The organism is Metabacillus herbersteinensis, from assembly GCF_042433335.1.
GTDB classification, from domain to species: Bacteria; Bacillota; Bacilli; order Bacillales; family Bacillaceae; genus Metabacillus; species Metabacillus herbersteinensis.
In genome coordinates, this window is the sequence record NZ_JBHLVO010000012.1 from 105,176 (window position 1) to 125,442 (window position 20,267).

At 37.5% G+C, this 20,267-nt stretch carries 18 protein-coding genes; 5 read left to right on the plus strand and 13 right to left on the minus strand.

Annotated features, from left to right (window positions below; all coding sequences use genetic code 11):
* Positions 1-55: 55 nt before the first annotated feature.
* The 7 genes from ACFFIX_RS15080 to ACFFIX_RS15110 all read right to left on the minus strand — a co-directional run bounded on the left by ACFFIX_RS15080 (position 56) and on the right by ACFFIX_RS15110 (position 8,556).
* A complete protein-coding gene (locus tag ACFFIX_RS15080) occupies positions 56-754 on the minus strand; it encodes a FadR/GntR family transcriptional regulator (protein ID WP_378935368.1) in 699 nt (232 codons plus the stop codon).
* Between the two features lie 169 nt (positions 755-923).
* On the minus strand, positions 924-2,132 hold the full coding sequence (gene lhgD / locus ACFFIX_RS15085; protein WP_378935370.1) for an L-2-hydroxyglutarate dehydrogenase: 1,209 nt from the start codon (positions 2,130-2,132) through the stop codon (positions 924-926).
* A 17-nt stretch (positions 2,133-2,149) separates the two neighbouring features.
* Positions 2,150-3,412 (minus strand): (Fe-S)-binding protein, encoded by a 1,263-nt coding sequence (locus ACFFIX_RS15090; protein ID WP_378935372.1) that lies wholly within the window; start codon positions 3,410-3,412, stop codon positions 2,150-2,152.
* Complete coding sequence (locus ACFFIX_RS15095; RefSeq protein WP_378935374.1) at positions 3,405-4,817, minus strand: FAD-binding oxidoreductase; 1,413 nt, start codon at positions 4,815-4,817, stop codon at positions 3,405-3,407. Before ACFFIX_RS15095 ends, ACFFIX_RS15090 begins: the two co-directional genes overlap by 8 nt.
* A gap of 29 nt (positions 4,818-4,846) precedes the next feature.
* Positions 4,847-5,533, minus strand: coding sequence for a FadR/GntR family transcriptional regulator (locus ACFFIX_RS15100; protein ID WP_378935376.1), 687 nt, complete (start codon positions 5,531-5,533; stop codon positions 4,847-4,849).
* Between the two features lie 14 nt (positions 5,534-5,547).
* Positions 5,548-7,512 carry a TRAP transporter permease gene (locus tag ACFFIX_RS15105; RefSeq protein WP_378935378.1) on the minus strand — a complete coding sequence of 655 codons (1,965 nt, stop codon included), beginning with the start codon at positions 7,510-7,512 and terminating at the stop codon, positions 5,548-5,550.
* Between the two features lie 27 nt (positions 7,513-7,539).
* A complete protein-coding gene (locus ACFFIX_RS15110) occupies positions 7,540-8,556 on the minus strand; it encodes a TAXI family TRAP transporter solute-binding subunit (RefSeq protein ID WP_378935380.1) in 1,017 nt (338 codons plus the stop codon).
* 491 nt (positions 8,557-9,047) lie between these two features.
* Here ACFFIX_RS15110 and ACFFIX_RS15115 point away from each other — a divergent pair, with 491 nt between their 5' ends.
* From ACFFIX_RS15115 to ACFFIX_RS15125, 3 genes are all read left to right on the plus strand, one after another.
* Positions 9,048-9,659: a DedA family protein gene (locus ACFFIX_RS15115; RefSeq protein ID WP_378935382.1), complete on the plus strand. Its 612-nt coding sequence runs from the start codon at positions 9,048-9,050 to the stop codon at positions 9,657-9,659.
* 57 nt (positions 9,660-9,716) lie between these two features.
* Positions 9,717-10,547 carry an undecaprenyl-diphosphate phosphatase gene (locus ACFFIX_RS15120; RefSeq protein WP_378935384.1) on the plus strand — a complete coding sequence of 277 codons (831 nt, stop codon included), beginning with the start codon at positions 9,717-9,719 and terminating at the stop codon, positions 10,545-10,547.
* A gap of 434 nt (positions 10,548-10,981) precedes the next feature.
* Complete coding sequence (locus ACFFIX_RS15125) at positions 10,982-12,337, plus strand: alpha/beta hydrolase family protein (RefSeq protein ID WP_378935386.1); 1,356 nt, start codon at positions 10,982-10,984, stop codon at positions 12,335-12,337.
* 107 nt (positions 12,338-12,444) lie between these two features.
* Here ACFFIX_RS15125 and ACFFIX_RS15130 read toward each other — a convergent pair whose 3' ends face one another.
* From ACFFIX_RS15130 to ACFFIX_RS15155, 6 genes are all read right to left on the minus strand, one after another.
* On the minus strand, positions 12,445-12,840 hold the full coding sequence (locus ACFFIX_RS15130; RefSeq protein ID WP_378935388.1) for a hypothetical protein: 396 nt from the start codon (positions 12,838-12,840) through the stop codon (positions 12,445-12,447).
* Between the two features lie 398 nt (positions 12,841-13,238).
* A complete protein-coding gene (locus tag ACFFIX_RS15135) occupies positions 13,239-14,204 on the minus strand; it encodes an ABC transporter ATP-binding protein (RefSeq protein WP_378935390.1) in 966 nt (321 codons plus the stop codon).
* A complete protein-coding gene (locus ACFFIX_RS15140) occupies positions 14,179-15,228 on the minus strand; it encodes an ABC transporter ATP-binding protein (protein WP_378935392.1) in 1,050 nt (349 codons plus the stop codon). The genes ACFFIX_RS15135 and ACFFIX_RS15140 overlap by 26 nt, the downstream gene beginning before the upstream one ends.
* Before the next feature lie 14 nt (positions 15,229-15,242).
* Positions 15,243-16,250 (minus strand): oligopeptide ABC transporter permease, encoded by a 1,008-nt coding sequence (gene opp3C, locus ACFFIX_RS15145; RefSeq protein ID WP_378935394.1) that lies wholly within the window; start codon positions 16,248-16,250, stop codon positions 15,243-15,245.
* Between the two features lie 3 nt (positions 16,251-16,253).
* Positions 16,254-17,180, minus strand: coding sequence for an oligopeptide ABC transporter permease (opp3b, locus tag ACFFIX_RS15150; protein ID WP_378935397.1), 927 nt, complete (start codon positions 17,178-17,180; stop codon positions 16,254-16,256).
* Between the two features lie 80 nt (positions 17,181-17,260).
* Entirely contained in the window at positions 17,261-18,904 is a 1,644-nt protein-coding gene (locus ACFFIX_RS15155) for a peptide ABC transporter substrate-binding protein (RefSeq protein ID WP_378935399.1), read from the minus strand.
* A gap of 113 nt (positions 18,905-19,017) precedes the next feature.
* Here ACFFIX_RS15155 and ACFFIX_RS15160 point away from each other — a divergent pair, with 113 nt between their 5' ends.
* Positions 19,018-19,383 carry a DUF3899 domain-containing protein gene (locus ACFFIX_RS15160; RefSeq protein ID WP_378935401.1) on the plus strand — a complete coding sequence of 122 codons (366 nt, stop codon included), beginning with the start codon at positions 19,018-19,020 and terminating at the stop codon, positions 19,381-19,383.
* Between the two features lie 496 nt (positions 19,384-19,879).
* Positions 19,880-20,014 (plus strand): FbpB family small basic protein, encoded by a 135-nt coding sequence (locus ACFFIX_RS15165; protein WP_378935403.1) that lies wholly within the window; start codon positions 19,880-19,882, stop codon positions 20,012-20,014.
* The last annotated feature ends 253 nt before the right edge of the window (positions 20,015-20,267 follow it).

The following is a 20,267-nucleotide window of genomic DNA, read 5'->3' on the forward strand; positions in this document are numbered from 1 at the left end:
TCGTGTTGCGTATTAAGAAACATTGTTTTGTTAGTGTTTCAAAAAAATAGCTGTTTTATAGTGAAAAGTTGGATAAAACACTGTTTTGCATGAGTTCTTCCACCTGGTTTAAGTGTTCACTCATTTTTTGATGCGCCTTTTTTGGTTCACCTAGTTTGATGTACTCATAAATTTCTAGATGCTGTTCCGCAATTTGTTTAACGGTAGACTTATTCGTTTGAATCGTTTTATGAAAATCATTCATCGCTTTTTTCGTTGTTGTGGAAATACATTGCATTAACTGAATGAGAATTTCGTTTCCAGCAGCTTTAGCAATTGCCATATGAAACTGATAATCTGCTTCCCAACCACTAGTTACTTGAGTAGATAAGATTTCCTTCATATTCAGCAAGTCATATTCAGTGCGATTTAGTGCGGCCATCTCTGCAATAGCGGTTTCAAGTATCTTCCTCACCTGAACGAGTTCCTTTATATCTTTAGTGCTCGGGAGTAGCAAAGTTGAATTAAATAATTTTGTAGAATCAAATTCACAAACATACGTGCCTTCTCCTTGTTTTACATCAACAGCGCCTTTCCCTTTCAAGGCAGTAATTGCATCTCGGACAGCAGAGCGCCCTACGCCAAACATTTCACAAAGCTCTCGAACAGAAGGAAGTTTTTCCCCAGCTTTAAAGGTTCCAGATTCAATCATCTTTTCAATCTGTTCACCAACAGATTCTGAGACTTTCTTTGTGATGATTTTTTCTATATTCACAAACTCACCACCTATCCTAACAGACATCACATATCTGATATGTTATATGTTTAAAATTATTAAACCACTATTTCACCTCTATTTCAACCATTTTCAGAATTTATTTTACAATTTGAATATTTAATTTTTTTCAGACAAAAAAAGGTGCAAGACATTAGCCTTTGCACCTTCAAATCACTGAATCTAGTAAAAATGTTTCATCAATCCGCTTAACAATTTCCTTTCCAATTTCGAGTGATGCGGTTGCGGCAGGAGAAGGAGCGTTTAATACATGGATGGAACGTTGTCCAGCCATGATGAAAAAGTCATCTACAAGTGTGCCGTCATTCTTTAATGCTTGGGCACGAACACCGGCAGGACCAGGAATGATATCATCCTCTGTAATATCAGGCATTAACTTTTGAGCGCTTTGGATAAAACGCTTTTTCGAAAAGGATCGAATTATTTCGTCCGTTCCTTCTTTCATATACTGGCCAGCCAGCTTCCAAAACCCTTTAAAATAGAGGACATCCTTCATATCCAATAAGTTTATATCTGTTTTTGAGTAACCTTCACGTTTTAAGCTTAAAACGGCATTTGGACCAACATCAATGGTTCCATCAATCATTCTAGTAAAATGAACACCTAAGAAAGGAAAATTAGGGTTGGGAACAGGATAGATTAAATTTTTAACTAACTCTCTTTTCTCTGGTTTTAATTGATAGTATTCTCCTCTAAATGGAATAATCCTGACATCTGTTTTTACTTTAGCTAGTTTTGCGATTCGATCGGAATGTAGACCTGCACAGTTAATAAAATAGGCTCCTGTTATTTCACCTTGGTTTGTCTCAATGATTACTTCCTTTGATGTTTCATTAATCGACAATACCTTGTGGTTTAATAGGATTTCCCCACCTTTTTGGATAATGAGCTCTCTCATCTTTTCTGCTACTTGTTTATAATTAACAATTCCAGCCATCGGTACATGGATGGCTCTCATCCCGTTCACGTGAGGCTCTATTTCATGGAGCTCTTCCTTTTCAATTAAGCGGATATCAAGACCATTCTGAGCGCCACGTTGATATAAATTTTCAAGAAGCGGAAGTTCTTCGTCTAGGCTAGCAACAATAACTTTACCGCAAATATCAACATCTAAGTCATGTTGCCGGCAAAACTGTGTCATAGTTTCGCTTCCCCTTTTTGCGAGAAGTGCTTTAGAGCTTCCAGGTTTATAATAGATACCCGAATGAATGACCCCACTGTTATGACCAGTTTGATGGGCTGCTACATGATTTTCTTTTTCTAGTATCGCAATTTTCGCTTTGGGATTTTTCTTATAGAGTTCCATCCCTACAGAGAGCCCAACTATTCCGCCACCGATAATGATGTAATCATACATGTCGTCTACCTGCTTTCTTATGAGAGTTCGCAAGCTTCTGCTAATAGTTCCACTATGTGAACAACTTTTATTTTTTCCTCAAGACCTTCACGTTTTACCCCTAGGCACATTTGGAGATGACAGCCAGGGTTAGAAGTAACGATAGTATCAGGTGTGATTTTGTGAACGGATTTCATTTTTTCATCGAGGATGTCCATTGACTCCTCATAATGAACAATATTGTAGATTCCAGCTGAGCCACAGCACATATCTGCTTTTGGAAGGGGAATATACGTAAGGCCAGGGATGGAAGTGAGTAAACTGATCGGATCGTTTACTACTCTCTGTACATTTAGAAGATGACAGGATGGCTGATAAGTGGCTACCCCTTTAATTTCCTTCTCAAAAGAAATCCCAAGATCATTCAAAATTACACTTATATCTTTATTTCTTTTTGCAAAGTCCTTCGCTCGTTCTGTCCACTCTTGTTCGTCTCCGAGCAGATGATTATATTCAACAAGCATTGCACCACAGCCACCAATACTGTTTACCACATAATCAAAATTATGTTTTTCAAATGCTGCAATGTTTTCTTTCGCAAGCTTTTTCGAGTACGATTTGTCGCCACTATGATGCTGCAACGCCCCGCAACACGTTTGTTCCTTGATAATGGTTACTTCACAACCTGCATGTTGCAAAAGCTTTATGCTTAAATCATTGATTCTTGAAAAAAACACATCCATAATACATCCCGTAAAAAAACCGATTCGTGCTTTTACTTTTCCTTGAGCCGGTAGTACAGTATTTTTTCGCATCTGCTTTTTAGGGTTTTCAACTGTTGGAGTGATTTCCTCAAATGCACGCAGCTGCTCTGGAAGAAAACCGAGTAAGTTGCTTTTTCGTACCAATTTATCAAGCTTTGTTTTTTGATACACTCCGAGCGATTTTGTTAGAGTTCGGAGTAACAATTTATTTGGTAATGCTTTTTGTAATGTCAATTTTTCAATTAGTGATGTATCCTTTGTTTCTGCTTTTGCCTCCTTGAATGATTCAAGAATTTTACCATATTGCACATTTGTTGGGCAGACAGTTTCACATGCTCGACAACCTAAACAAAGGTCAAGTGAATCTTCAATCTCATTAAGAGCAATTTTTCCTTCAGCAGCCATTTGGACAAGGTTTATGCGACCGCGTGGCGAATGGCGTTCCTTCCCCATCGTTACATAAGTGGGACAAGCGGGAAGGCAATAGCCGCATTGGACACAGTCGAACGTTTCCTTATAAGCTAGCTTACTACTCATCTACTAACACTAGCCTTTGTCCTTTTTCAGCAAAAATTTTGCCTGGATTTAAAATATTGTTAGGATCCCACGCCATCTTAATCCGTTTCATCATGTCCACTCCAGCTTCTCCAAGCTCCATTACCATGAATGGTGCTTTCATTGTCCCAATTCCATGCTCTCCTGAAAGAGTACCGCCTAATTCAATTGCTGTCGCAAAAATTTCTTCAACAGCCTTCTCTACACGCTTCATTTCCTCTTTGTCCTGTTTATTGGTGATAATATTTGGGTGAAGGTTTCCATCACCCGCGTGACCAAATACGACTAGATCAATTTCGTACTTTGCTTTAATTTCTTGTAATCTCTTAAACATTTCAGGTATTTTGCTTCTCGGTATTGTGGCATCCTCTGATATTTTTGTAGGTTTTTTTCGTACAATCGCAGGTGAAACTAGTTTTCGCGCTTTCCATAGCTTTGAGGCTGCAGCGTCGTCTTTTGCTATCTCAACATCCCTTGCCCCTACTTCAAGGCAAACCCGCTTTACGATTTCACTTTCATCCTTTATGGCTAAAGGATGTCCATCTAGCTCAATCAGGATCATGGCATCAACATCAACTGGCAGACCAATCGGTTGATATTCTTCAACAGCTATGATGGATGCTTGGTCCATGATCTCCATTTTAGAAGGCAATATTCCTGACGTGAGTACGGATGAAATTGCATGGCCCGCGTCAACAATATCATCAAAGATGACCATAATCGTTTGTGTGGAAAGTGGTCTCGGTATAAGCTGAAGGATTGCTTCTGTAATGATGCCCAATGTCCCTTCTGATCCGACAATCAGTTTTGTTAAATCATAACCAGTTACATTCTTGATCGTTCTTCCGCCTGTTCGAATAACCTCCCCTTCAGGAGTAACGACTTCAAGCCCTAGTACATAATCTTTGGTAACTCCATATTTTAAACCGCGGGGGCCTCCTGCATTTTCAGCTAAATTCCCTCCTATTGTCGACACATGAGAACTGCTAGGGTCAGGAGGATACATAAGGCCATGCTTTTTTGCTTCACTATCAATATCCGCTGTTATCACTCCAGGTGAAACAATGGCAATCGTATCTGCCGCATCAATAATCAATGTTTGACTCCACCTTGAGAAATCTAGTACGATTCCGCCATGAACCGGTAGAGGGCCACCACTTAAGCTAGTGCCAGTTCCCCTCGGATAAATTGGAATCGTAAATTCATTTGCAAGTTTCACTATGCCTACCACTTCTTCCGTGGAAATAGGTTGCAAAACAAGGTCAGGGAAATATGTGCCAAACGATGCGTCATAGGAATAGGAAACCAAATCCGCTTTTTCCATCAAAATTCGATCTTCAGAATCCATGATGTTTTTTAACCGATGAATGATTTCTTCGGTTATCATGATGGCACCTTCTTTCAATTAAGTTCACTCTATTTTAATTTGCTCATTACATTTTCAAGATGAATTTTCATGGCAAGGGCTGCTTTTTTTTCATCTCTTTCCTTTATTGCTAAAAAGATGTTTTGGTGTTCTTTAAACACTTGCTCTCGTTTATTAGGTAACCCTATGTTTTTCTTTAATGTAAAGGAAATCGTTTTCCGATAGAGATTATCAATGTTCTCCATTACTTGAATAAGAAAATTGTTTTTTGTTGCATTCATTACATGCTTGTGAAAATTGACATCTGCTTGGTCACCAACAGCCTCTAAATTCGTTAAGGTAATCTGAAAATCGTTTAGTGATTTTTCGATTTTTTCTAAATCAGCAGCATCATGGCGCAGAGCTGCAAGTGATGCAGCCTCTGTTTCCATAATGATCCTCATTTCCAGTAACTCATAGATTTGTTCCATAGGGATTAGCTCTATGGCTAACATTTCAAGCATATTCGCTAATTTAATCTCTTTTACAAAGCTTCTACCACCTTGTCGCGATTCGATAATCCCGCTTGCTGACAGAACGCTTAATGCTTCCCGAACAGGGGCACGACTGACCCCAAACATGGTAGCCAGTTCATTTTCAGATGGCAACGGGTGATTTGGAGGAAACTTGTTTTCTTTAATCATATCTTTAAGTTCATCTAGTACTTGAGCCGAAATCTTTCTGCGTTGGATTTTCAAAGTTGTAGGCTCCTTTATATACTAAGTTCCATTGATTCTCTTCTCTTAACCCTTGCTAGATGAAAAAGTACCGCAGCTGAACAAATAATTAGTCCTGCTATATCCGTAAGCATACCTGGCTTGATAAGCAGTATAGCACCTGCAAAGAAAAGGATTCGTTCCACGATCGTTAACTTGCCATTGAGATAGTTCCCTAGCGCACAAGCAAGTGCATATATACCAGCTGTGCATGTAATAACAACAAGTGCGATGGATAGAATACTCAACGTCTCGCCATCTCCTGGCTGAAGGAGAATAATTGGATTGTAGGCAATCATAAATGGAATGATAAAGCCTGGCAGTGATATTCTAAGTGCTTCCCATGATGTCTGCATCGCGTTTGCTCCCGCCAGACCCGCAGCCGTATAAGATGCCAATGCCACTGGTGGTGTGATGTTTGATAAAGCACCAAACCAAAATACAAAAAAGTGGGCGGCTATTGGGTTTACCCCTGCTTCAATGAGTGCAGGTGCAGCGGTGACAGCAACAACAATATATAGGGCTGTTGACGGTAATCCCATGCTTAGTACGATACATGTTAACATGACGACAACTAAAATTAGCCAAAGTGTCCCGCCTGTCATCTCGACAATATTAAAGGCGAGCGTCGAACCAATCCCAGTCATGGTCACAACACAGATAATAATTCCGATGGCCGCACAGGCAACCCCCACCTGAATCGTTCCTTTTCCACCTTCAATAAAAGCTTGGATAACTTTAGAAAATGTAATTCTTGATGATTTATCTCTTGTAAGCCAACTTGCCACAATAACCGATCCAATCCCCGCAAAGCCCGCAAATAATGCTGTTTTGCCCACTAGTAATGTTCCAATAACAACAATAATCGGAATGAGCAACACACCACGGTCTTTTAGGATTTGAAAAACATTCGGAATATTTTCTTTGCTAATTCCTTTTAGTCCAAGTTTTTTTGCTTCTATATCAATCGCAAAAATAAGCGCCATATAATAGAGGAAACTAGGAATAATTGCTGCTAAAATAACCGTAGTATACGAGATACCTAGGAAACCAGCCATAATAAAGGCAGCAGCACCCATAATCGGAGGCATAATCATTCCACCGGTTGACGCAGCAGCCTCAACTGCAGCAGCAAACTTTGGCTTTAACCCAATCGATTTCATTAAAGGAATGGTAAAGGCACCTGTTGTTGCAACATTTGCAACCGCGCTTCCACTTAAAGAGCCTGTTAAAGCACTTGAAATGACTGCAACTTGGGCAGGTCCTCCGCGTTTCCTTCCTGCAATCGCTAAAGCAAGATCATTAAAAAGCTGTGTTGCTCCACTTACTGACAAGAATGCACCGAATAAAACAAACATCACGATAAATGTAGATGCTGTTGACAGTGTAAGACCTAATACACCTTCAGTAGTCATGTAGAGTCTATATAGAAGACGGTCTAACGAAAAGCCAGCATGTCCAAAAATCCAAGGGAAATACGTTCCAAACAAAGCATAAACAATTGCACTTCCACACAAGATAGGTATGAACAACCCTACTGCTCGTCGTGCAGCCTCAAGCAAAACGATAATCGTGATAGCTCCAAAAATATAGTCGATAAGGATAGGTTGGGATCCTCTGTCAACGTGTATCGTTGTATAGTTTAAGAGAAGATAACCTAGTCCTGCAATTGATAGAGCAACGAATACATAATCGATTAAAGCGAATTTTTGACTATTTGATGATTTTCTAGCTGGATATAGAAAAAAGGTTAACACTAACAGAATGGCAAGGAAAATTAAATTCCTATAAATCTCTTGAATGTTAGATAAGCCATTTGTGTAAATAGCAAAACTTGAAAATAAGACCGCAATAGTCCCAGCAACTACTTTGTATGATCCGGTAAGAGTTCTCATGCCACCGCCTGCTTCTTTATCAAGGTCAGTTGGCTTAATTACTTGATATTCACCTGTATTTGTCATTTGATTCCCTCCTCCTTTTTTATCGTATTATTTCGCTTCAGGCGGTATTATATTTTCCGGTATGTCGACTCCGGCTTCTTTAAAATATTTATAAGCTCCTGCATGCAAAGGCACTGAAACCCCATCTAGAGCCGTTTCTAATGTCATGTCTTTTGCAGAACTATGGACTTCATACATTTCATCAAGATTTTCATATAATGCTTTTGTAAGTAAGTAAATCGTTTCTTCATCAATTTCTTTAGACGTGGATAACAGATTAGGTTGTGCAATCGTCTGTATATCTTCTTCGATACGTGGATAGGTCCCCCCTGGAATAATGTAGCGGTACCAACTATTTGATACAGCATTAATTGCATCAAGCTGTTCATCCGTCACTTCTAAAACAGTTGCTTTCACATTACTTGCATACATATCAGTAACTGCCGATATTGGAATACCTGCTGGCATAGAACCCCCGTCTAAACGTCCATCACGCATAGCAGACACGGTATCACTGTAGCCCAAATACTCAGGTGAAATATCTTTCTTTGTTAGACCAAGGCCTTCCATCATAACAACTGTTGATTGTTCAGTTCCGCTAGCCTGTGGACCAACGGAAAATTGTGTACCCTCAAGTTCCTCAATCGTTCCAGTTTTTACTTTGTCGTTCATGAGGACAAAGTGCTCTACGTTTGGCCATAGCATCGAAATCGTCCGCAAATCTTCATATCGCTTTCCCTCAAACGTACTTTCCCCTTCATAGGCTTGAGAAGAGATTAATCCTTGTAAAATTGCAAGATGTGCTTCACCTTCACGAAGCAATTCAATATTTTCAATTGAACCCGCAGAGGATTGTCCACTTGCTTGAATCTTTTCTTCTTTAAGCTTTGTACTCCAAATGTTTGCCATCCCAACACCAATTGGATAATACGTTCCCCCTGTGGATGCAGTTGCTACAGAAATAAACTTTTTCTCCTCGTTTACAGCTGCAGTTTGAACACCCACAATCGTAATAAAAATAAGTGTCAAAATGGAAATGATTATCTTCCACTTTCTTTTGATCACATGCTCCACCCCTTTGTAATAATGTAAGCGCTTTTACTTACTTGTATTACAAGTATACAAGATTACAAAATAATTTCAACGAAAATTCAAAATATTCTTTTTTACAAAGACACAAAAACAACTATAAGTCATATTACTTTCCATTCATTCTCTAGTACAATACAATCATCTATAGAAATTTGCCGGGGAGAATAATCATGTTTAAGATATTTGTTGAAGACGATGTAAAGCTAGTTTCATTATTGGACGGTTTTATTGAAAATACTGATTGAAACTTTAACAGTAAATAACCATCTTTTTTTTTATCGCACCAGATCGTTTCCTATACTTCCGTTTTTATGCTGATTTAAACTATGACTGACGCTTATATTGATTTGTGGAATCTGAAGAAATCATTGATCTAGAAAAGAATAAAATGTATATTTATAACTTGCATATATTATAGGTTTAACTTGACCTACTAAAGTTTAAAATCAATTCGGAGGTATGACATGCAAAACTGGATTACAGAATTTATGGAACAGTTTGGTTATATTGGTATTCTATTAATGATTGCTTTTGAAAATATTTTCCCTCCTATTCCTTCCGAGGTTATTCTCACTTTCGGAGGATTTATGACTACTTATACAGACCTAACGATACCAGGTGTCATTGTGGCAGCTACCATCGGATCTGTTGTGGGTGCTATAATCCTTTACTTTTTAGGCACTTTACTTGACGTAGAAAGACTGGAGAAGATCGTTGATCGATGGGGTCACATTCTCCGTGTTAGTAAAGAGGATATTCATAAAGCAGATGCTTGGTTTGATAAATATGGGTATTGGACGGTTTTATTTTGCCGAATGATTCCATTAATACGAAGTCTTATCTCTATTCCTGCCGGTATGTCTAATATGAAGTTCTCACTCTTTCTTCTTTTTACAACAGTTGGAACATTGATATGGAACATTGTCCTTGTCTCGCTTGGTGCTGCTGTTGGAGGATCATGGGAAGATATCGTTCACTTTATGGACATCTACTCTACTATTGCTTATGCCTTGATCGGATTAGGGATCATTTTGTTTCTTTTTTTCTTTATTCGCAAAAAACGAAGAATCTCATAAAGGAGAAAACTTGGAACCTCTACATTTATAGATAGGTAAAAAGGAGAAACTAAAAATATGGATTTTCTTACAATTATAAAAGCCCTTATTCTAGGAATGGTTGAAGGGTTAACAGAATTTGCTCCAGTTTCGTCCACTGGACATATGATAATCGTCGATGAGATGTGGTTGCAATCTGAACAATTCTTAGGAAAATATGTTGCAAATACATTTAAAGTTGTCATTCAACTTGGTTCAATTTTAGCTGTGGTGATAACATTTAGAGATCGCTTTATTGATTTATTGGGATTAGGTCGTAAGAACAAAGACAAAGAACATCAACCCAACCGTCTCAAATTATCGCAAGTTATTGTAGGTTTAATTCCTGCAGGTATTTTAGGAGTTCTTTTTGAAGATTATATTGATGAAAATTTATTTTCAATACGTACTGTGTTAGTTGGTTTAGTCATCGGTGCTGTTTTTATGATTTTGGCTGATAAACTCGGGCCAAAAAATCCAAAAATCTTATCAGTTGATCAAATTACCCATAAACAAGCATTTGCAGTTGGACTCATTCAATGCTTCTCACTTTGGCCTGGTTTCTCCAGGTCAGGCGCAACCATTTCCGGTGGTGTTTTACTCGGGATGAATCACCGTACTGCTGCTGATTTCACCTTTATTATGGCAGTTCCAATTATGGCCGGAGCAAGTGGAATATCCTTTATTAAAAATCTTGAGTACTTTTCGATGGATGCTCTACCGTTTTTCATTGGCGGTTTTATTAGTGCCTTCGTATTCGCATTAATTTCCATCCGCTTCTTCTTGAAGCTCATCGACAAAGTGAAACTCACGCCGTTTGCTATTTATCGTATTGTTTTAGCTGTAATCATTTTTGTGTTTTTTCTTTAATAAAAAAAGGCTGTTCGAGAGGCAAGTTTGCTCTTCGAACAGCCTTTTTTAGCATTAAATAAGTTGTTAAAGCAGCCTCAATATATTGCAAGTATACTCCACAACCTACTTCTATTCACATATATTTATACTATTTTAATAGACCAATTGCTTTCAATTTAACTCTAAACCTATCGATAAGTTTTCTAGTCTATGTACGATAATCGGGTAACAAATCAATATCAGATAATGTCGCAATCGTTTCTACCACCTCTTCATGACTTTATTTCAAATGTTTTCTGAGTTCATTGTAAATTTTTATATTTAGACTCAATTCTAAAATCATCGTGCTGTATATGTCGTAACTTGTTGAAACTTTTGATATTACAACATTTGACTTAATTTTCATAATAATCAATCATTAAGTAGTACGAGTATAAGAAAGGGGAGAAAATATGATAAAAAGATCGATAATGGCGATTACCTTAGGAACATCTCTAGTTCTTTCATCAGCAGTTGTTAGCGCTGCACCTAGTCTCAAGGATTCTAATAAAGGTACACAAAACCAAGTATTACCCTACTTTGTAGACGAGGCAAAGCTTCCTTTTGAAGGGCTTGCAGACTATGAAACAAAAAGGTATTGGGGAGTACATAATGGAGCCGGATATCGGATTGAAGTTCCTGAGAATTGGAATGGAGAACTACTTCTTTATGCACATGGTTATCGAGGAACAGGATTAGAGCTAACAGTTAGCAACCCTTCAATTCGCGAGCATTATATTAAAAACGGGTATGCGTGGGCTGCATCTAGTTATCGGACAAATGGTTATGATGTCGCACAAGGTGTGAAAGATACACATACTTTAGGTACCTTATTTAATGGAATTGCAGGAAATCCGACAAAGACTTATATCACAGGACATTCAATGGGTGGACACGTGACTGCAGTTTTATCGGAGCAATTCAAAAGTTCATACGACGGAGCACTGCCTATGTGCGGTGTAACAGGAGACACTGAATTATTTGATTTCTTTACGGACTATGGTTTAGTTGCACAATCCCTAACAGGAGTTGAAAAGGAAGCTCAAACGTTTCCAGCTGATGAAGAATACTTCTTAAAAACGGTACCAGAAATGAAAGCAAAGCTTGGGATTAATGGAATTTTAACTGAAGATGGCCAAGCATTGAAAGCGGTTACAATGAACTTAACAGGCGGACAACGACCTTTATTTGATGCAGCATTCGAGTCCTACAAAAACTTTTTATTTGATCGCATGCCAACAGATCCTTCTTTCTTAGTAGCACCGAAAAACGTTGTCAATACTACAGACTCTGTTTATCAAATTGATAAAGACATGGGTTCTTTATCAGCTGATGAACAAGAATTAAATGATTCTGTTCAACGAATTACTGCGCATCCTTCAGCTAAACATAAAGGGTTAACCGGGGTTCCAAAGGTGGAAGGAAACCACAAAATACCTATGATTTCTTTACACGATATCGGCGATTTATACGTACCATTCCACATGCAACAATTGCATGCTGAACGTGCGAAAGAAAAAGGAAATAGTGATCTTCTCGTAACCAGAGCCATTCGCGGCGTAGGTCACTGTGATTTCACACCACAAGAAGAGCAAGAAGCCTTCACTGATCTTGTACAGTGGGTGGAAGAAGGAATTAAACCAGACGGAGATGACGTTTTAAACCCTGCGGTCGTTGCAGATGAGAGGTTTGGGACGAAGTTTACTAGGACGTTTAGAGCTTTTGATCCGTTGAAGTATAAAAGTCAGAGTAGTGATCAAGCTTCATAGATATAGTTAATTTCCTGCAGATAATTCATTTGCATAAAACTTAGAAAAAAGCCCTTTAATCCTATTTAGATTAAAGGGCTTTTTGATTGCAACTATTCGGTATAGTGTTAATTTGATTGTTCGGAAGCTGATTTTATTTTGCTCTTTATTAATTTGGTGTCTCTTACTTTAATACCTTGCTGTCCACCTTGTTCATCATTTCCTTTTCCAGCAATTCCACTTCTTCCATTTCCATTTGCGAATTCTGATTTAATATTTGCGCTCTTGCTACCATTTATAGCGTTCTGTCCACCTTGATTTGCGTTCGTGCCGACATCTTTATTGATCTGTCCGCCGCCCTCTGCCCTTTGTTCTAAATTGAACCTGTTTCCAACAAAGATTTGAAAGTTGAAGTATCCGCAACTTGAAGCTGGTTCATCTTGTTCGTTCCCTATAGCGCCATTGTCAAAATCACCGGTACTATTACCATTGTTTTCGTTAACGCCCCGATATACTTTTTTCACTCTTTTTCGGAATTTAGGCATTTTCTCACCTCTTTTCAAAGAAACTAACTACATTCTATTCTATTAAAAGCTAATCCCTTTTGACTGTTTGCTTGTCTCTAAACACAGGACAATTAATACTAAAATGATTTACGTTACCTATCACAAACAAATATTTTAATAGACTCTCTATTGTTTTAATGAGAAAGTATAGGGTGAATAACAGATACCAAGAGATTCGCTAAAGTAAAGAGTAAGATGTCAGTAAGGACTCCTGTAGTCAAACAAAACTATAGAGTCCAATTTTAAGTGAGCAACAATAAGTATAAAAAAAAATCTATTAAATTAAATAGTATCTTGAAGAACATTGTCTTGCCGAATACGCCATGATTTTCTAGCTTACTCTTAATAAGAGCTTATTAATGATAAAGGTGACAAGCAACGAAATGGTTTGAAGAAACTTCCTCCCATATGGGTACCGATTCTGAACACATCTGCATAGCCTTTGGGCAGCGTGTGCGAAAGCGGCAACCGCTTGGTGGGTCTACCGGATTAGGTAGGTCACCTTCTAAAATGATGCGTTCACGGGTTCTTTCAATCTTGGGGTCTGGTATAGGAATCGCTGATAGCAAGGCCTGTGTATACGGGTGAAGAGGATGATCGTATAAATTCTCACTGTCGCTTAGTTCAACCATAGCTCCAAGGTACATAACTGCGATTCGATCACTGATATGTTTAACCATCGATAAATCATGAGCAATAAATAAATAAGTTAGTTCCTTTTTTTGTTGTAATTCTTGCATAAGATTAACAATTTGAGCTTGGATTGATACATCTAACGCCGCAATTGGCTCATCAGCAATGATAAACTCAGGTTCTACAGCAAGAGCTCGCGCTATTCCAATACGTTGTCTTTGTCCTCCGCTAAACTCATGTGGATAACGCTGAGCATGACTTTTATTTAAACCTACTGATTCAAGCAAATGATAAACTTTAGCTTCTTTTTCCTTCGTATTAAGATGTGCTTCATGATTGCCAATTCCCTCCGATATTATTTCTAATACAGTCATCCTGGGATTAAGAGATGAATAAGGGTCTTGAAATATCATTTGCATATTCCGTTTCATTTTTTTTAACTCTACAGCTGATTTCTCCCGAGAATCTTTTCCGTCATAGTTTACTTGACCTGAAGTGGCATTGTATAGTTGGATAATCGTGCGCCCTATTGTCGACTTCCCACATCCAGACTCCCCGACTAAACCAAGAGTTTCTCCTTTATAAATATCAAAAGATACGTCGTCTACCGCTTTTAATACTTTACCTTTACCTATACTGAAATATTTTTTTAGGTTTTTAACTTCAATTAACTTTTCTTTTTCCTTCATTTACTGAACCTCCTAATTCACTTAGACGTTCTACCCGAGTTGCACGTTTATCTTCTAACCAACACGAGACCACGTGCGTTTCAGATACTTCTGTCATAGTCGGAGGAAATGTGTGACATACCTTCATAACAGAAGGGCACCTGGCTGCAAACGCACATCCTTCAGGTAATTGACCTAAATCAGGTGGTGTTCCTGGTATTGGTATCAACTTAAGTGAACGAGAGGAATGTAACTTAGGCATGGATAATAGTAATCCAATTGTATAAGGGTGTTTTGGTTCATAAAAAATCTCATCTACTGTTCCTGTTTCAACAATTTCGCCTGCATACATGACCGCCACACGCTGTGCCATACTGGCAACTACACCTAAATCATGGGTAATAATAATAATCGCTGTTCCAGTCTTTTTTTGTAAGTTCTTCATTAATTCTAAGATTTGTGCTTGTATCGTAACATCAAGTGCTGTTGTAGGCTCATCAGCAAGTAATACAGTTGGATTACTTGCTAGTGCCATCGCAATAACAACTCTCTGCCTCATTCCGCCAGAAAACTGATGAGGAAAGTTTTTCATCCTCTCTTTAGGACTAGGAATTCCAACAAGTTCAAGAAGTTCCGTTGCTCTTTTAATCACTTCCTTTTTTTCCATGACTTGATGTTTTCTTAATCCTTCTATTATCTGTTTACCTATTGTCATGGTTGGATTAAGTGACGTCATCGGGTCTTGAAAAATCATCGATATTTCTGATCCGCGTATTTTCTGCATCTCTTTATTGCTATATTTAAGTAAATCTTTTTTTTCATAAATTACACTACCCTGTTTAATCATACTATTTTGTTTAGGCAGTAGTCTCATTAAGCTTTTTGCCGTTACTGATTTCCCAGATCCTGACTCACCAACAATTGCTAGTGTTTCCCCCTTTTTTAACTCAAAACTTACTCCACGTACTGCTTTTATTTCTCCAATGTCATCATGTGACCTAAAGGAAACATGAAGATTATCTACCTTTAATATATAATCCTCCATCGCTGTCTCCCTTCTTATTTCCTCATTTTAGGATCTAGTGCATCACGCAGTCCATCACCAAGTAAATTAAAGCTAATCATAATCGCACTAATTACAATTGCTGGGAAAATCAGCTTATAGGAAAAGAATCGCATCGATTTATATCCATCTTCAATTAACACACCTAAAGATGCAAAAGGAGGTTGTAACCCTAGTCCAATAAAGCTAAGAAAAGCTTCAAAGAAGATAGCGGTTGGTATCGTAAACATCAAGGTTATTATGATAGATCCCATCGCATTAGGAACCAGATGCTTCCAAATAATTTTCGCATTTGATGTTGCTAATGTTCGAGCAGCAAGGACATATTCTTGCCCTTTGAGCTGTAATATTTGGCCTCGAACGACTCGTGCCATCCCCACCCAACCTGTGATCACCATAGCTAAGATGATCGACGTAATTCCAGGCTCAAGAATAAGGATAAATAAAATGATAACAATCAAATTGGGAATACCGATTAATACTTCAATAACACGCTGCATCGCATTATCCAATCGTCCACCATAAAAAGCAGAAATTCCACCGTAAACAACACCAATGATTAAATCTAATAGTGCCGCAACGATCGCAATAAATAACGAAATCTGAGTACCCGTCCATACTCTGGTCCAAAGATCACGTCCAAATTCATCCGTTCCAAACCAAAAACTTTCGGTAATGCCTCTAGCTTCATATTGATCAATTCCATTAACATCTTTGCCATCAAAACCTAGCCACTCTAAACTTTCTACTTTTGGCGGCAAGTTGGAACGAGCTAAGTCCTGTTCCAAATATGAATGTTCACTTAGAAGAGGACCAAGCAAGGCCATAACCGAAAATAGAATGATCGTGATAAGACCAATGAAAGCTCCTCTGTTTTTTTTCAACCTTCTCCAAGCCTCACTCCAAAACGTGACTGGCGTTCCAGAAATTTCCTCACCTTTACTGGTTTCCAATGGAGAATGGACAAACAAATCCTGAGTAATTTCTTGCTTCTGAGGTCTCATGGTCTATGCACCTCCTTTAAAACTAATGCGAGGATCAATGATTCCGTAGAGGATATCGACTATAAAAACAATTCCAATAAATAACGCACTGTACATCAAAGTAACTCCCATAATGACACTATAATCATTGACCAAAATCGACTTAGTAAATTGTTCCCCTAGCCCAGGTACAGTAAATATTTTCTCAATTACTAAGGTTCCTGTCATGATTGCTACGGCTAAGGGTCCTAACATCGTTACAACAGGAATCATAGCGTTGCGTATAATGTGTTTAAAAACAACTGCTTTCTCACTAATCCCTTTTGCTCTAGCGGTAACAATATAATCTTGGCCCAAAACTTCAAGCATTTCTGTTCGAATAAACCGAGCGACTGTAGCTATTACGGTCACTGATAATGCCAAGGAGGGCATGATCGTATTTTCATACCCTTCCCATAATGCTACAGGTAACCAACCTAGCTTAACTCCTATAAAATATTGCAAAAGGGCAGCAAAAACAAAAGAAGGGATTGACATTCCTAATACGGCAATTGTCACAGATCCATAATCTAGGAAACTATTATGATTTAATGCAGAAGTAATCCCTAGCATCAGGCCAACTAATGCTCCAAACACAAGCGCTTGAAACCCAATTAGGAAAGACGGACCGATCCGTTCGATGAGAATTTCATTAACTGAACGTCCCTCATACTGATAAGAAATCCCTAAATCCCCCTGTATCAGACTTCCTAAATATTTTACATATTGCATGGCCACTGGCTCATTCAAGCCATACTTTTCATTCATTAATTCTAATTGTTCTGGAGATAATTTTTCTGGATTCGTAAATGGTGTACCAGGTAGAAGCTGCATCAAAAAGAAGGTGATTGAAACAATAATAAACAGTGTTATCAACATATACAGTAGACGTTCAGCAACATAACCTTTCAAAACCACACCTCGCTTGTCTTAGAAATAAAAAATTTAAAAAGTAAAAAGAGGTAAAATGTTATACCTCTTTTTCATCTCCATTATTCACCTTCTACATTCGCCCACTTAAAGCTAAAATCAGGACCACTTGGGTGACGCACTAGACCTTTGATATTCGTACGTTGTAGGACTGCCAAGCCTCGTTGATAGAGGGGGGCAATAGCTGCATCTTCAAATAATATCTTTTCAGCATCTAGCAACATTTGATAACGCTTGGAAGGATCGTTTTCAGAATTAATTTTGTTTACAATGGCATCATAATCAGGGTTTGAATAATCCATACGATTGGCCGAACCATCTGTTACCCACATACCTATATAGGTCATTGGATCAACATAATCTGGTCCCCATGCCGAGATAACCATGTCATATTCCTTCGCTGTTTCTAATTCATATCTTTGTTCTACTGGTACAAGCTTGATATCAACTGATAGTTCTGGCAAATTCGTTTCCAGTTGGTTTTTTAAATATTCAGCTGTTTTATCATTTCCTTCAACTGCTGAAACTGTAAGGGTAATTTCCACAGAATCTTGACCTACTTCTTCTAAACCCTTAGCAAAGAACTCTTGTGCTTTTTCAATCGTATCAGCATTTAAATCTCCATTTAATTCGCGGAAATCTTCACCATCTGGAGAAACAGAGAAACCCTTTGGTACCAACCCATATAAAGCTGATGAACCATTGTTAAGAATTGTATCAACATGGGCCTTTTTATCCCAACTCATGTCAATCGCACGACGAATATTTTCATTTCCCAAAGCTTCATGGTTGTGGTTAAAGCGAAGGAAAAAAATTTCAGAATCCGCTAAAGCAATAAAATCTCCATTATCTTTGTATTGATCGACAGAAGCTGAACTAAGATTAATAATATCAACCTTGTTCGTTTCATAAAGATTTAACTGAGTTGCATCTTCTTTAACAACAAATACATTGATTTCTTCTAGTTTTACAGAAACAGCATCCCAATACTCGGGATTTTTCTCGTATTTCCAACTCTCATCGTGTTTCCATTCCGATAAGACAAACGGACCATTATATAGTAATTCACTAGCTTCTAAAGCATATTTATTCCCTTGACTCTCTACAAATTCTTGATTTTGGGGTAAGAACGTAGGGAATGTTAAGTATTGTCCAAGAAGTGCTGTTGGTGCTGTCAAAGTAACTTCAAGTGTCTTTTCATCGAGAGCCTTAACTCCCAGCTCATCAACTGATTTTTCCCCTTTTAAGATTTCGCTAGCATGAAGAATATTGGCTGTTTCAAACATACTTGCATAATGCCCCGTCTCATTAAAAACTCTTTGCCATGCATAAACAAAATCATCAGCAGTTACAGGTTCACCATTACTCCATTTTGCATCACGTAGAGTAAAGGTGTGAACTAACCCATCTTCACTAACCTGATCATCACTGGCTATTGCTAGTTCTGGTTTATCTTCTCCTAAACGATATAAACCTTCGTTAACATTGCTCAATACAGTGAATGACACATTATCATGAGCATGAGCAGAATCCATCGTTGGAATTTCAGATGCTTCTACCATATTTAATACCTGACCCGCTGCAGTGGTTTCGCTCTCACTAGCTTTTGAGTCTGTCTCTTTTGATTTGTCAAAATTACAACCGGTAAGCAGCATTCCGACTACTGCTATTAAAACGAATAATTTAATACTTAATCTGTTTTTCATAAAATCTCCCCTTTTAATCTATTTATAAAAATCAGTAATACAGGTTAATTAAAAATTCCAAAAATATAATACATGCTATAATGATCAATATTATATTTAGGAGTGATATGCAGTTGGTTCGTTTAAATTTAGTAGTCTTTTTTGGAACACTTTTCATATCAATCCTATTCTCTTACGTTAACAACCACTCTTTTAATCTACTTTTATGGATTAATGCCCTTTTCAACTGTTCTCTCTTTATCACAGTTGTTGGTAGTACGATGCTTGTCATTCAAGGTGGGTTTTTCAATGCAATTATAAAAAGTTTTGGACTTTTTTTCCAAAAAACGAATCATATGGAACAAGTAATTGAAGATATTGAGGGAAAAAGAGATTACTTAATTCCTTACAAGCTAACATATAAACTAACTATCCCCTTTTTAGTTTCTGGAAGCATACTGTTATTATTTTCTATTTTCTTCTCCTGGAGTTTTTACTAGTTTATTAAGGTTAAGTGGGGGATCTTTTTTTTCGGTCTATGATGAAGGAAATGTTAAATAGGTGAAATCTGTAAACCCCTTTCTCTAGAATGTTTTAATAATTCGAGAAATAAGTTCTGATTTGAGGTAGAATGAAGGGCTCCTTTTGATCGTCAGTTAAACAGTCGTTAAATAAGCACTAAAATTTACTATTATTCGAAATATTTGTAATTAACTAATAATATATGGCATTCGTAAACTTGTCAATCTAATGTAGCATTGCGAACTTTTCTTTTTTGATTAATTCTTCGCAATTTTACACCTGCATTTTGATTCCAATTGACAAAACCCACATAAAAGTTATCCAATTCGCACCAACAAATCAGAAAATTCACAAAACTGTTGATTTATTGTCGCAATTAAGTGACAGAATTGTTTTATTATTAATATAAGTTACTTTTTCAATAGTTAATCCAATACATCACTCTTAGATAAATAAAAAGAAAGGAGAATCATAGTGAAGAAACTTATTAAGAAATCATTTAAAGAGCTAATGCAAGAGAATACAGAAGAATTACTTAATGATAAACAAGCACTAGAAAAAATTGAAATACGTATAGAAAAACGCCATGAATTTAAAAAACTAGCTTAACATAGCTAGTTTTTTTGTATTTTTGTAGAATAAGTTAAGTTTAAAAATTTTGATTTGGACCGTAGTGCTCTTGCGGTATAAGACGCTACCACTAGTCACTTAATAGGAGATGAATTAGAAGAAGGATCATTCAATTAAGAAAAGAACTGATCCAAATGTATTTGATAATCTAAATTTGAGCCACTTTCCAAGAGTTTGATCACATAAAAAGTGAGCCACATGATTTCCAATTCTATTAACCTCTTTTATGATT